Raw genomic sequence first — 12,884 nt, forward strand, 5'->3', positions numbered from 1 at the left:
ATATAATGTTTTCAGTCTGAACCTATCGGCCGTTTTGCTTTACAATATTGGAAGATAAGAAAACATAGTGAGGAACCAAACCATGAGTACACAGTCTGAAAAAAACGTTGTAGTCATCAAGCCGCAGGATTTGCCGCTGCATTGCTCCGGCCCTAATCATGAAACATGGAACGGCCATCCGCGTGTATTCCTGCCGATTCAGTCCAACAGCGAGATTGAATGCCCGTATTGCGGCACTTATTACCGTCTTGATGGCGAGATTCCGCATCACCATTACTGATCTATGCCTATGTTGAACAAAATTATCTGCGCTTTGTGCGTGAGTTTGTGCGCTGCGTGTGGCTCGTATAAGGCTGTGCGCCCTGACGCGCCGTTACCGGTCATTGCACAGGCGCAGACGTATTCTGTCCGTTATCAATCCGCACAAGGTCGGACGATTACTGCAATTTATATCAACAGCCACAGCCCGATGATGGTTGAGCTGCGTGAAGGCAATACGGTTGAGAAACTGGCGCAAGTCCGTTTGCGGAGTCAGGGCGTCGAGTACGCCAATCCAAGCTCGCGTTGGCAGATTGGCGATGGGTTTGCCGTATTGATTCGCGGCGGAAAAGAAGTTGTATTTAAAGAGATTGTGGAATAGGACGGTTTAGCCTTTAGCCAAATACTTGAGTAAAGGTTTGGGCAAGCCATAATCCGCTAAATGTTTCGCTGATACCCAAAGGCCGTCTGAAAGATGTTCAGACGGTCTTTGTTGCGTCTGAAAAGGGGTAATCATCAATAAGCGGTGGGTCAGGCGGTGGGTAAACGTGGTTTGTTCTTCAAGGCCGTCTGAAACAATGCCGAAGCGTTCGGCGTAAGCATACAAATCGTCTAATTTTTCAAAACAGGGTACGCAATACAGACCGCCCCAAATGCCTTTGGCAGGGCGTTTTTCAAGCAATAATGTGTCGTCAGCGTTATGCATAATCAGCCAATAAAGCGGTAGGGTTTGCACTTCGGGAGCAGTTTTTTTGCGGGGCAGCTCGTCAATGCGGTTTTGTTTTTTTGCTTCGCAGATGTCTGCCATAGGGCATTGATGGCACAAAGGTTTTGTCCGTTTGCAGACGGTTGCACCCAAATCCATCAGCCCTTGTGTATAGGCAGGCATATCGGCGTTTTCAGACGGCAGCAGGCTTTCGGCAAGTGTCCAGAGCGAGTTTTCAAATTTTTTGTCTTGCGGATTGCCGTCTTGGGCAAAGACACGGCAGAGAACGCGTTTGACGTTGCCGTCCAAGATGGTTTCTCGTCGGTTGAAAGCAAAGGCAGAAATGGCGGCGGCTGTACTTCTGCCTACGCCGCAGAGTGTTTCCAAGTCTTTGCGCTCGGATGGAAAGATACCGCCGAATTGTCCGACGACTTGTTGCGATGCTTTGTGCAGATTGCGTGCGCGGCTGTAATAGCCCAAGCCTGCCCACAAGGATAAAACCTCGTCTTGCGGCGCGGCGGCAAGCGATTGCACAGTTGGGAATTTGGCTAAGAAACGCGGATAGTAGTCCAATACAGTAGCAACCTGTGTTTGTTGGAGCATGATTTCTGAAAGCCAGACGGAATAAGGGTCTTTGACCTGCCAAGGCAAGTCGTGACGGCCATGCTGCCGTTGCCAATCGATGAGTCGTTGAGAGAAGGATAGGGGTGTGTTCATTAATATTTACTTTTTAATTATTTATTTTTAAAACAGTATGTTACAGCATAATATATAAAATAATAATCAGGATTGACTTATCTAGTGGAGGGATATATAAATATAGTTAACGTGGATTTACGCTGTATTGTTAAAGTTTATTAACCGCTCAAGGAGATTCACATGAAAGCAATGGTTTATCATGGCGCAAACGACATTCGTTTCGAAGAAAAACCCCGCCCTCAAATTATCGATCCAACCGATGCAGTCGTCAAAATCGTTAAAACCACGATTTGCGGTACTGACTTGGGTATTTGGAAGGGTAAAAACCCTGAAGTTGCCGACGGTCGTATTCTCGGTCATGAGGGCATCGGTATTGTAGAAGAAGTCGGCGACGCTGTAAAAAACATCAAAGTCGGTGATAAAGTCATTATTTCATGTGTCAGCAAATGCTGTACTTGCGACAACTGTAAAATCCAACTTTATTCACACTGCCGCAACGGTGGTTGGATCTTGGGCTATATGATTGACGGTACTCAGGCCGAATACGTCCGTACGCCTTATGCCGACAACAGCTTGGTTCCGCTGCCTGACAACGTCAACGAAGAAGTTGCCCTGCTGTTGAGCGATGCCCTGCCGACCGCCCACGAAATCGGCGTGCAATATGGCGATGTGAAACCTGGCGATACCGTATTCATCGCCGGTGCAGGCCCTGTCGGTATGTCTGCGTTGTTGACCGCGCAACTGTATAGCCCTGCCGCCATCATCGTTTGCGATATGGACGAAAACCGCTTGAAACTAGCGAAAGAATTGGGCGCAACCCATACCATCAACCCTGCTTCCGGCGATGTAAGCAAGCAAGTTGCTGACATTGTTGGCGAAGATGGCGTAGATTGCGCCATCGAAGCGGTCGGTATCCCTGCAACTTGGAATATGTGCCAAGACATCGTGAAACCTGGCGGCCATATCGCTGTGGTTGGTGTACATGGCCAATCCGTTGATTTCAAACTGGAAAAACTGTGGATTAAAAACCTTGCCATCACTACCGGCCTGGTTAACGCCAATACTACCGAAATGCTGATGAAAGCCATTTCCAGCAGCTCAGTGGATTACACCAAAATGATGACCCACCATTTCAAATTCAGCGAATTGGAAAAAGCTTACGATGTATTCAAACACGCTGCTGAAAACCAAGCCATGAAAGTGGTTTTGGAAGCGGATTGATTTGAAAATCGCTTAATATGCCGTTAATTAAAGGCCGTCTGAACATTCAGACGGCCTTTTTGTATGGTTTTATTTTTTCTTCAACCAAACGCCGCTTTCGATATGGTGGGTAAATGGGAATTGGTCGAATAGGGCGGCGCGTTCGATGGTATGGGTTTGACAGAGCTTGTCGAGGTTGGTGCGCAGGGTCTCAGGATTGCAGGAAATATAGAGGACGTTGTCGAATCGGGCAACCAATTTGAGCGTCTCATCATCAACACCAGCGCGTGGAGGATCAACGAAAATGGTTGAAAAATCATAGTTTTTCAAGTCGATGCCTTGTTCTTGCAGGCGGCGGAATTCACGGTTTTGCGTGTAGGCCTCGGTAAATTCTTCCGCAGACAGACGAGCGATTTTGAGATTGGTAATTTGGTTGGCTTCAATATTCCATTGGGCGGCATTGACGGAGGTTTTGGAAACTTCGGTTGCCAATACTTGATTGAAATGTTGCGAAAGCGGCAGGGTGAAATTGCCGTTGCCGCAGTACAACTCAAGCATGTCTTTGCCTAAGTTTTGCGCGGCATCACACGCCCAAGTCAGCATTTTTTGGCATACTTGGGCATTGGGTTGGGTAAAGCTGCCCTCGATTTGACGATAGCGGAAGGTCTTGCCGTTGACTTCCAATGCTTCGGTCACAAAATCTTGGCTTAATACGATTTTTTGTCCGCGGCTGCGGCCGATGATGTGGATGCCCAAATTCTGCGCCAGCTCTTGCGCGGCTTGTTGCCATGCTTCGTTCAGCTTCTTGTGGTAAATCATGGTAACCAGCATTTCGCCGCTTAAAGTGGACAAAAATTCGACAGCGTACCAGCGGTTTTTCAGCTCGGGATGATTTGACGCGGTTTCAATCAATTTCGGCATCAAGGCATTGATGGATTCAGACGCGGCAGGAAATTGGTCGCAACGGATCAGGCTTGCCCCACTTGCCTTTTGCCCGCGCTCAAACATGGCGTAAAACATTTCGCCGCCCTCATGCCAGATACGGAACTCGGCACGCATCCTGTAATGCTGTTCCGGAGATTCAAAGACTTCGATTTCAGGGAAATCCAGTCCTTGGAAAAGTTGCTGAAGATATTGCTTTTTGTCGGCTAGTTGTTGCTGGTAGGCAGTCATTGGGGCAGTCTTTCAGAAAATAATGGCGAATTATAATATAGTTGGCGCAAAGATACGAAAGACCGTCTGAAACATCGGTTTCAGACGGTCTTTGATTTCAAAGCATCAGCTTGTCAATCAGCCTTGCATTTGTTTGGCTTGAACGGCAGTCAGGGCGATGGTGAAGACGATGTCTTCAATCAATGCTCCGCGGGACAAGTCGTTAACCGGTTTACGCAAACCTTGCAACAACGGGCCTACGCTCAGGACGTTGGCGCTGCGTTGTACGGCTTTGTAAGTACAGTTGCCGGTATTGAGGTCTGGGAAAACCAAAACGGTTGCTTGACCGGCGACAGCACTGCCCGGAGCTTTGGTTTGGCCGATAGATGGAACGGTAGCTGCATCGTATTGCAATGGACCTTCGATAGCCAAGTCAGGGCGTTTTTCATTAGCTAGTTTGGTTGCTTCGATCACTGCATCGACATCAGGGCCGCTGCCTGAGTTGATGGTAGAGTAGGAAATCATGGCTACTTTTGGATCGATACCGAAGGCTTTGGCGCTGTCGGCAGATTGGATAGCGATGTCGGCCAGTTGCTCAGGTGTTGGGTTTGGATTAACCGCGCAGTCGGCAAATGCCAATACTTGGTTAGGCAGCAACATGAAGAATACGCTGGATACGAGGCTTGCGCCCGGAGCGGTTTTAATCAGTTGCAGGGCAGGGCGGATGGTGTTGGCAGTAGTGTGGACTGCACCGGAAACCAAACCGTCTACGTCGTTTTGAGCCATCATCATGGTGCCCAGTACGACGGTATCTTGCAGCTGTTTGCGAGCATCTTCCGGAGTCAGGCCTTTGGATTTGCGCAATTCGCACATTGGCTCGACGTATTGCTCAACCAAAGAGGCAGGATCGATGATTTCCAAAGAATCAGGCAGGGAAATGCCACGCTCTTTAGCTACGGCTTCAACTTCTTCGCGGGTCGCCAACAGTACGCAACGGGCGATGCCTTTTTCGTGACAGATAGCGGCAGCGGCGACGGTGCGTGGTTCTGCGCCTTCAGGCAGGACGATGCGCATATCGGCTTTGCGGGCAAAATCGATCAGGTTGTAGCGGAATTGGGCTGGAGACAGGCGTTTGGCTTCGCGTTTGGCCAAAGCGGATACGTCTTGTAGGTTGTCGCTGGAGCCGAAGAAAGTCAGGCCGGTTTGCTCGGCAACTTGTGCGCCTAAAGCGGCTGCTGCGCCGTCAATGATAAAGCCTTCCAATAAGCCTGGGGAGTTAGTGTAGAGCTGTTTGGCGAGGTTTAATTGTTGGGCGATGGCGGCCGCGTCGGTATTGTCGGATTTCAGCGCCAATACAACGCCAGCGTCTAAAGACAGCGCCAATTCGACGTTTTTGCCTGCCAAGAACAATTTGTCTGCATCAGGAGTGATGCCTTCGATAACGAGATTGTCTGCATTCAATGCTGCAACTTTACCGACAAGCGCGTCAAACCAGTCGTCGCTCTTGCCTTGAGCCAACAGGGTTTCTGTAGTGGAGTCAACGGCTTGGAAAACTTGCGCATTCAATGCCGCTGCAAATGCTTTTGCCGCTGCATCGGCGCTCAGGCCGGTAGATACCGGTGCGATCAGGATTTTTGCCATTTTGTGTCCTCTCTTTCGGTGATTGTAGAAGGGTGTTGCTGTTGTGCAGCTGGTGCTGCATTTTATCACTTTGGGATAACATATACACGGTCATATTGACATATGTCATCAGGCCGTCTGAAAAAGTATAAACGCAATGGACCAAATCCATCAATCCCCCATTGCCGCCAAAAGCTCGGCTTGATGCTCGGCAATCAGGGCATTGGTGATTTCTTCCAAATCGCCGTCCATCACAAAATCCAGTTTGTGCAGGGTAAGGTTGATGCGGTGGTCGGTCACGCGGCCTTGCGGGTAGTTGTAGGTGCGGATGCGTTCGCTGCGGTCGCCGCTGCCGATCAGGGATTTACGTTCGGCGGCTTCTTTGGCTTGGGCTTCGCGTTTTTGCGCGTCATTTAAGCGGGCGGCGAGGACTTTCATCGCCTGCGCTTTATTGGCATGCTGGCTGCGGCCGTCTTGGCATTCGACTACCATGCCTGTCGGTAAGTGGGTAATGCGGACGGCGGAGTCGGTTTTGTTGATGTGCTGACCGCCTGCGCCGGATGCGCGGAAGGTGTCGATCCGCAGATCGGCCGGGTTCAGTTCAATGTCTTCCAGTTCGTCTGCTTCGGGCATGACGGCAACGGTACAGGCGGAAGTATGGATACGGCCTTGGCTTTCGGTGGCAGGAACACGTTGCACGCGGTGGCCGCCGGATTCAAATTTCAGACGGCTGTATGCACCCAAGCCGATAATGCGGGCGATGACTTCTTTATAGCCGCCCAATTCGCTTTCGTTGGCGGAAACGATTTCAACCTGCCAGCGGTTGCGCTCGGCGTAGCGGCTGTACATACGCAGCAAATCGCCTGCAAACAGCGCGGCTTCGTCGCCGCCGGTACCGGCGCGCACTTCGATAAAGATGTTTTTGTCGTCATCGGCATCTTTTGGCAGCAGCAGTTTTTGCAATTCGGTATCGAGCGTGTCGATTTTGGCTTTCGCCGCTTCGATTTCTTCGGCGGCAAAGTCTTTCATTTCGGGGTCGGACAACATTTCTTCGGCATCCGCCAAGTCGCTTTGCGCCAGCTGATAGTTTTGGAACACTTCGACCACAGGCATCAATTCGGCGTGTTCGCGCGTGAGTTTGCGGTAGTTGTCCATGTCGGACGTGGCTTCAGGCTGACCGAGCAAGTGCGTGACTTCTTCCAGTCGGTCGCTGAGTTGTTGTAGTTTTTCTAAGATAGACGGCTTCATAAATTTTCCAGAATACGGATGCCGTCGAGTGGTCTGCAACGGCGAAATAAGGAGTCATTATAATGGGTTTGAATGAAAATTCAAAAAGATATGATTGATTAGAAAGGCCGTCTGAAACCTGTTTTTAAGTTTCAGACGGCCTTTTTTATATGGGTTTACTTAGGCGCAGCCAAGATGCCTGTTTGGTTCAGCAGGAACAAAACGGTAAAGCCGGTCAAATAAATCAAACCGATAATGGCGAGGAAGTTCATACCCATGGTCAGTTTGTGGCGTTTGTCGCCTTTGACGAGGCGGTAGTTCAGCCAAGCGAATACAGGGGCGGCAACGAAGGCAGTAATCATGGCGAATTTGAGCAGTTCCGCCATTGCGCTGTTGAACCAGAAAATCACGGCCAAGCCTGAGCCTGCAACCCAAATGTTCCAAGCAAACAATTCGGCATTGCCGGTTTTGTCTTTACCGCGCAGCAGGCGTACCGGCTCGGCAATCGCGCGCGCGTAGCCGTCTACTACGGTAATGGTGGTGCCGTACATGCAGGCGAAAGCAATAAATGCCACTAATGGACGAGACCAGTCGCCGATGGTCACAGCGTACATATTAATCAGCTGGCCGACATATTTGCCGCCCGCCATTTGCACTTCCTCGCCGTTGCCGTATTGTACATATGCACCCAAGGCGAGGAAAACGACCGCCAAAATCGCGCTGGTAATGTAGCCGACGTTGAAGTCAAAAATGCCGTCGCGGTAGCTGGAAGGGTTGATGCGTTGTTTTTCAGTAACCCACAAAGAGTTGATGGCGGAAATTTCAATCGGTGCAGGCATCCAGCCCATCAGCGCGATGAGGAAGCCCAAGCCTGCCAGTGTCCACGGGGTAGGCTCGATAAAGTCGGGTTTCATCTGCATGCCGCGAGACATGGCCACGGCTGCTGCGGCGACGGTGGCGATGGTCAGGCTGACGATGATGATTTTGGAAACGTTGTCCAATGCTTTATAGCGGCCACTTGCCAAAATCAGCAGGCAGGAAACCATAATCATGACGGACACCATGCCGGCATCGAAAGTCAGCGACGGGATCGCCATTTTGACGATGGCGGCGGTAACGATGGCGACTGCACCGGCATTAATCGTTGCTGATGCAATACATAAAATCAAAAATACCCACAAATAAACGCTGCTTTTTTCGGCATAGCCCTCAATCAGGCTTTTGCCCGTGTCCAGCGTGTAATGTGCGCTGAAGCGGAAAAACGGGTATTTGAACAGGTTGGTCAGAATGATAATCAGCGCAAGCTGCCAGCCGTAAAGTGCGCCTGCCTGCGTGGAGGCAATCAGGTGCGAGCCGCCGACTGCCGCCGAAGCCATCATGATACCCGGGCCGAGAGCATTGATTTTGCTCTTCCAGGTGGAAGTGTGTGTATGTTGTTCAGCCATAATTAGTTTCCGCCTTTTTCAGACGGCCTTATTATCAAAAAAAGGCATATTTTAACGTAAATAAAAAGTTTGCCCAATAATATGCGTAATACTTTTTATCAATCAAAGGGAAAATACGGTGTTAAAAAGCCGAGATGACGGAGTGAACGATATTTTGTGCCAAAAACATTTTTTCAGACGGCCTTGTATCGCTTTTTATTCATGAATATGGGGTAGGGAGGGCAGAGTGTGTCGGTTTGGAAACGAAATGGCCGGGCAAGGCTTTTTGATGCCTTGAGGTCGGCATATCAAGGGGAAGTATGGAGCAGGGAATCCACGTTTTGCTCGGTGATTTCAGACAGTTGTGCCAGCGGTACGCCGCGCAGTTCGGCCGCGATTTCGGCGATACGGCGGATGTTGGCTGGGGTATTGGTTTCGTGGCCGAGCATAAAGGGGCTGTCGGTTTCGAGAACGAAATCCCTGTCGTTTAAAGCTTGTAAGGCGGCACGGACTTTTTTTGCATTGGGATTGAGCAGCAGCGAGCCTATGCCGATTTTAAAGCCGAGTTTCACCAAAATCTCTGCTTCTTCTACGCTGCCGGAGAAGGCGTGAACGATACCGCCTCGTGTGAAACCGGCGGTTTTGACGGCGGCGGCAATGGCGGCGGTGGCTTTCAGATTATGGATGATGACGCGGCGGTTGAGGTGTTGGGCGAGGATGAGTTGGCGGATAAAGACATCGGTCTGCGTGTCGCGTTGCGCTTGGGTTTGCTCTTTGCCATAAAAATCCAAGCCGATTTCGCCAACCCATGCTTGCGGATGCCGGATTAATTCTTTCTCTAACTGTTGAAACGCTGTTTCATCAATGCCGTCTGAAAACCACGGATGGATGCCCAAAGTGATATGAATGTTTTCAGACGGCCTCTCCAACTGCGCAACTGCCTGCCAATCATTTGGAGATGTAGCCGGTACGATAAAACGCGCTACGCCGACGGCTTGCGCTTTGGCAAGCACGGCAGGCAGCGTGTCGGCAAGTTTGGGATCGGCAAGATGACAGTGGGTGTCGGTGAAAGTCATGTTTAATGGCGGTTTACAGCAGATTTAATTGACGCAATTCTTGTTGCACCTTATCCGCACTCCAGTCATGGGATACGGCAAGGGTCATCAGCGCAGTGGCGGTTTCAAGGTTGCATTTGCCGCCGTTGATAATACCTGCCTGACGCAAAGCATCGCCTTGGGCATAGACGGCGGCGGCGCAACCTTGCGGCACTTGGCTGATGTTAAGCAGCAATTTGCCTTGTTGCGTAAAGGCTTGGACGGCTCGGACAAACGCATCGTTGCTCGGCGCATTGCCGTGGCCGTAGCTTTGCAGGATTAGGGCTTGGGCGGAAAGGTGGGGCAGGCCGTCTGAAAGTTCTTGCGCGGCATAACCGGGAATCAGCGTGCGGACGGAAACTTTGGCTTCAGGATTTGGAAGACGCGGTTTGAAGCCGTCTGAATGTTGGGTCAGAGCGGTACGGATATTGTGCCAACCTTTGTTTTCCTCCCATTCGGCGAGCGCGCCAAAATGCAGGTTGTCAAAACCTGCGGCAGTTTCCGTGCTGACTTTGCTGCTGCCGACGGCTGGGAAGAGCTTGCCGTCAAAGGCAATCGCCACTTGTTTGAGTTTGAGCGAGAAAGCGGAAACGGCGGTGGCAAGGTTGCGCGGCGCATCGCTGTTGGTGGCATCGTAAGGCCATTGCGAGCCGGTCAGGATAACGGGTTTGTCCAAACCTTGCAGCGAAAGGGCGAAGAGGTTGGCGGTGTATGCCATGGTATCCGTGCCGTGCAGCACCAAAATGCCGTCATAGTCAGGCAGTCTGGCGATAATAAGCTCCAACCAGTCGCGTTGGTTTTGCAGCGTTACTGCGGAAGAATCAATGAGCGGCTGGCAAACGTGCCATTCGAAATCAAGGCCGTCTGAAAAGGGGGCAAGGGCTTTATCGACGAGAGCGGTGTCGGGACGCAGGCCGGCGCTGCTTTGGGTCATGCCGATGGTGCCGCCGGTGTAGAGGACGAAGATTTTTTGTTTCATGGGGTTTCTGATGAATGATTGAGGCCGTCTGAAAGCGGGGAAGTGTTTCAGACGGCCTGGAATGGTTTATTGATTGGCTTGTTTTTTGGCTTTTGCAGCGCGTTTTTCGTGTAATTTTTCACGGAAGAAGGTATGGCGGCGGTGTTTTCTCCACCAAATCCAGCCGACAATGACTGCACCTATGCCCAGTACCGCAAAGATACCGGATTGCAGGCTGTGCATTTTTTCCATCAACCAGTCAGTATTGCGTGCGCCGTATTCTCCTAGATAAATCCAAACCGGAACGGAAATCAGCGCGGCCAAGCCGTCCATCAGGATAAAGCGCAGGTAGGAAACCTTACGGCTGATGCCTGCAGTCACGAAAACGGCGGTACGCAGGCCGGGCAGGAAACGGGCGACGAATAAAACCCAGTTGCCGTATTTGTCGAATTTTTCCTGTACTTGGGCATAGCGTTTAGGCGTCATCACGCGCGCAATCGGTTTGAATTTAAGGATTTTTTGCCCCCAAATCCGGCCGGCCGCAAACATAAAGCCATCGCCCGCCAATACGCCGAGCATGCCGACAAGAAACATAATATGAGAGTTGGTATAACCCAGGCCGGAAATCACGCCGCCGGTTACCAGCGTCAAATCTTCAGGAATCGGCACACCGAAGCCGCAAATAACCAAAACGAAAAACACGGCCGCATAGCCGTATTCAACGAAAAAAGATTCTAAAATTGCAAACATGGCCGCTGTCCCACGATAGATATTGATTGATGACTGGATTAAGTTGGAATTTTACCAAAGATAAGGCCGTCTGAAAGCAATCACAAGCAGATATTGTTTAAATTTGACGGTAGTTTGCAAAAAATCTCAAAATTCGGACGTGGAAAGTTGGGATTTGAACAGATTTGGCAGGTACAATAGCCGCTGGTTTATCTTTCAAACCCGAAATGGCGGTCTGCTTTCAGACGGCCTGTTCAGGAAAATGAAATCATGAAATACAGAGATTTGCGAGAATTTATCGCCGGATTGGAAGCTGATGGCAAACTCAAGCGTATTCAGCATCCGGTGTCGCCGCATTTGGAAATGACCGAAATCGCCGACCGCGTATTGCGCGCCGAAGGGCCGGCGTTGTTGTTTGAAAACCCGATTAAGCCTGACGGTACACGTTATGATTATCCTGTGTTGGCGAATCTGTTCGGCACGCCTGAGCGTGTGGCGCTGGGCATGGGTGCGGACAGCGTATCCAAGCTGCGCGAAATCGGGCAGACGCTGGCGTATCTGAAAGAACCCGAACCGCCCAAAGGCATTAAGGACGCGTTTTCCAAACTGCCGTTGCTGAAAGATATTTGGAGCATGGCGCCGAACGTAGTGAAAAACGCGCCGTGTCAGGAAATTGTGTGGGAAGGTGAAGACGTTGATTTGTATAAACTTCCGATTCAGCATTGCTGGCCGGAAGACGTTGCGCCGCTGGTAACGTGGGGCTTGACCGTCACGCGCGGGCCGCACAAAAAACGCCAAAATCTCGGCATTTACCGCCAACAATTAATCGGCAAAAACAAGCTGATTATGCGTTGGCTGTCGCATCGCGGCGGCGCGCTGGATTATCAGGAATTCCGCAAACTCAATCCTGATACGCCGTATCCCGTCGCCGTTGTGCTCGGTTGCGATCCTGCTACCATTTTGGGCGCGGTAACGCCTGTTCCCGATACCTTGAGCGAATACCAATTTGCCGGACTGTTGCGCGGTTCGCGGACGGAGCTGGTGAAATGTATCGGCAACGATTTGCAAGTGCCTGCCCGTGCAGAAATCGTGTTGGAAGGTGTTATCCATCCCAACGAAACCGCGTTGGAAGGCCCATACGGCGACCACACCGGCTATTACAATGAGCAGGACCATTTCCCTGTGTTTACGGTCGAGCGCATCACCATGCGTGAAAACCCGATTTACCACTCTACCTACACAGGCAAACCACCCGATGAGCCTGCTGTTTTGGGCGTGGCGTTGAACGAAGTGTTCGTCCCGCTTTTGCAAAAGCAGTTCCCCGAAATCACCGATTTCTATCTGCCACCCGAAGGCTGCTCCTACCGCATGGCGGTGGTCAGCATGAAAAAACAGTACGCCGGACACGCCAAGCGCGTGATGATGGGTTGCTGGTCGTTCCTGCGCCAGTTTATGTACACCAAATTCATCATCGTAGTCGATGACGATGTGGACGTGCTCGATTGGAAAGAAGTCATCTGGGCGGTAACCACGCGCATGGACCCTGTACGCGACACTGTTTTGGTAGAAAATACGCCCATCGATTATCTCGACTTCGCCAGCCCTGTCAGCGGACTCGGCGGCAAAATGGGTTTGGATGCGACCAACAAATGGCCGGGTGAAACCGACCGCGAATGGGGGCGTGTGATCAAAAAAGACCCTGCCGTTACGGCCAAAATCGATGAGATTTGGGAGCGTTTGGGTTTGTAGATGTCGGATTTATTGGAATTTCTACTGCAAATATTGATGGAAATGATTTGGTCTATGTTTGAGGGTAC

12 protein-coding genes are annotated in these 12,884 nt (G+C 50.8%); 4 read left to right on the top strand and 8 right to left on the bottom strand.

Annotated features, from left to right (window positions below; translation table 11 throughout):
* The first annotated feature begins 82 nt into the window (after positions 1-82).
* Both ACTHTU_RS03470 and ACTHTU_RS03475 read left to right on the top strand, forming a co-directional pair.
* Complete coding sequence (locus ACTHTU_RS03470; protein ID WP_003745781.1) at positions 83-280, top strand: zinc-finger domain-containing protein; 198 nt, start codon at positions 83-85, stop codon at positions 278-280.
* A gap of 3 nt (positions 281-283) precedes the next feature.
* A complete protein-coding gene (locus ACTHTU_RS03475) occupies positions 284-640 on the top strand; it encodes a hypothetical protein (protein ID WP_315040339.1) in 357 nt (118 codons plus the stop codon).
* 6 nt (positions 641-646) lie between these two features.
* Here ACTHTU_RS03475 and mutY read toward each other — a convergent pair whose 3' ends face one another.
* Positions 647-1,681 carry an A/G-specific adenine glycosylase gene (gene mutY, locus ACTHTU_RS03480; RefSeq protein ID WP_440361768.1) on the bottom strand — a complete coding sequence of 345 codons (1,035 nt, stop codon included), beginning with the start codon at positions 1,679-1,681 and terminating at the stop codon, positions 647-649.
* Positions 1,682-1,843: 162 nt separating this feature from the next.
* Here mutY and ACTHTU_RS03485 point away from each other — a divergent pair, with 162 nt between their 5' ends.
* A complete protein-coding gene (locus ACTHTU_RS03485; protein WP_107858123.1) occupies positions 1,844-2,884 on the top strand; it encodes a zinc-dependent alcohol dehydrogenase family protein in 1,041 nt (346 codons plus the stop codon).
* 69 nt (positions 2,885-2,953) lie between these two features.
* Here ACTHTU_RS03485 and trmA read toward each other — a convergent pair whose 3' ends face one another.
* The 7 genes from trmA to ACTHTU_RS03520 all read right to left on the bottom strand — a co-directional run bounded on the left by trmA (position 2,954) and on the right by ACTHTU_RS03520 (position 11,088).
* On the bottom strand, positions 2,954-4,036 hold the full coding sequence (gene trmA, locus ACTHTU_RS03490) for a tRNA (uridine(54)-C5)-methyltransferase TrmA (RefSeq protein ID WP_440361769.1): 1,083 nt from the start codon (positions 4,034-4,036) through the stop codon (positions 2,954-2,956).
* 117 nt (positions 4,037-4,153) lie between these two features.
* Complete coding sequence (gene pta, locus ACTHTU_RS03495; protein ID WP_440361770.1) at positions 4,154-5,656, bottom strand: phosphate acetyltransferase; 1,503 nt, start codon at positions 5,654-5,656, stop codon at positions 4,154-4,156.
* Positions 5,657-5,806: 150 nt separating this feature from the next.
* On the bottom strand, positions 5,807-6,883 hold the full coding sequence (prfA, locus tag ACTHTU_RS03500) for a peptide chain release factor 1 (RefSeq protein WP_070849404.1): 1,077 nt from the start codon (positions 6,881-6,883) through the stop codon (positions 5,807-5,809).
* 155 nt (positions 6,884-7,038) lie between these two features.
* Positions 7,039-8,307, bottom strand: coding sequence for an NRAMP family divalent metal transporter (locus ACTHTU_RS03505; RefSeq protein ID WP_440361771.1), 1,269 nt, complete (start codon positions 8,305-8,307; stop codon positions 7,039-7,041).
* Positions 8,308-8,594: 287 nt separating this feature from the next.
* A complete protein-coding gene (locus tag ACTHTU_RS03510; protein WP_440361772.1) occupies positions 8,595-9,362 on the bottom strand; it encodes a TatD family hydrolase in 768 nt (255 codons plus the stop codon).
* A 13-nt stretch (positions 9,363-9,375) separates the two neighbouring features.
* Positions 9,376-10,359: an asparaginase gene (locus ACTHTU_RS03515; RefSeq protein WP_440361773.1), complete on the bottom strand. Its 984-nt coding sequence runs from the start codon at positions 10,357-10,359 to the stop codon at positions 9,376-9,378.
* Positions 10,360-10,425: 66 nt separating this feature from the next.
* Positions 10,426-11,088: a DedA family protein gene (locus ACTHTU_RS03520; protein ID WP_440361774.1), complete on the bottom strand. Its 663-nt coding sequence runs from the start codon at positions 11,086-11,088 to the stop codon at positions 10,426-10,428.
* Between the two features lie 249 nt (positions 11,089-11,337).
* On the opposite strand from ACTHTU_RS03520, the gene ubiD reads away from it, so the two are divergent.
* Positions 11,338-12,816, top strand: a complete 1,479-nt coding sequence (gene ubiD / locus ACTHTU_RS03525; RefSeq protein WP_440361775.1) for a 4-hydroxy-3-polyprenylbenzoate decarboxylase — start codon at positions 11,338-11,340, stop codon at positions 12,814-12,816.
* The last annotated feature ends 68 nt before the right edge of the window (positions 12,817-12,884 follow it).

Origin of the sequence: Neisseria sp. P0020.S005 (assembly GCF_051957055.1) — a bacterium.
GTDB classification, from domain to species: Bacteria; Pseudomonadota; Gammaproteobacteria; order Burkholderiales; family Neisseriaceae; genus Neisseria; species Neisseria subflava_A.

Coding starts and splice junctions, on each gene's coding strand:
- ACTHTU_RS03470 (WP_003745781.1), top strand. CDS start 83: ATGAGTACACAGTCTGAAAAAAACGTTGTAGTCATCAAGCCGCAGGAT.
- ACTHTU_RS03475 (WP_315040339.1), top strand. CDS start 284: ATGCCTATGTTGAACAAAATTATCTGCGCTTTGTGCGTGAGTTTGTGC.
- mutY (WP_440361768.1), bottom strand. CDS start 1,681: ATGAACACACCCCTATCCTTCTCTCAACGACTCATCGATTGGCAACGG.
- ACTHTU_RS03485 (WP_107858123.1), top strand. CDS start 1,844: ATGAAAGCAATGGTTTATCATGGCGCAAACGACATTCGTTTCGAAGAA.
- trmA (WP_440361769.1), bottom strand. CDS start 4,036: ATGACTGCCTACCAGCAACAACTAGCCGACAAAAAGCAATATCTTCAG.
- pta (WP_440361770.1), bottom strand. CDS start 5,656: ATGGCAAAAATCCTGATCGCACCGGTATCTACCGGCCTGAGCGCCGAT.
- prfA (WP_070849404.1), bottom strand. CDS start 6,883: ATGAAGCCGTCTATCTTAGAAAAACTACAACAACTCAGCGACCGACTG.
- ACTHTU_RS03505 (WP_440361771.1), bottom strand. CDS start 8,307: ATGGCTGAACAACATACACACACTTCCACCTGGAAGAGCAAAATCAAT.
- ACTHTU_RS03510 (WP_440361772.1), bottom strand. CDS start 9,362: ATGACTTTCACCGACACCCACTGTCATCTTGCCGATCCCAAACTTGCC.
- ACTHTU_RS03515 (WP_440361773.1), bottom strand. CDS start 10,359: ATGAAACAAAAAATCTTCGTCCTCTACACCGGCGGCACCATCGGCATG.
- ACTHTU_RS03520 (WP_440361774.1), bottom strand. CDS start 11,088: ATGTTTGCAATTTTAGAATCTTTTTTCGTTGAATACGGCTATGCGGCC.
- ubiD (WP_440361775.1), top strand. CDS start 11,338: ATGAAATACAGAGATTTGCGAGAATTTATCGCCGGATTGGAAGCTGAT.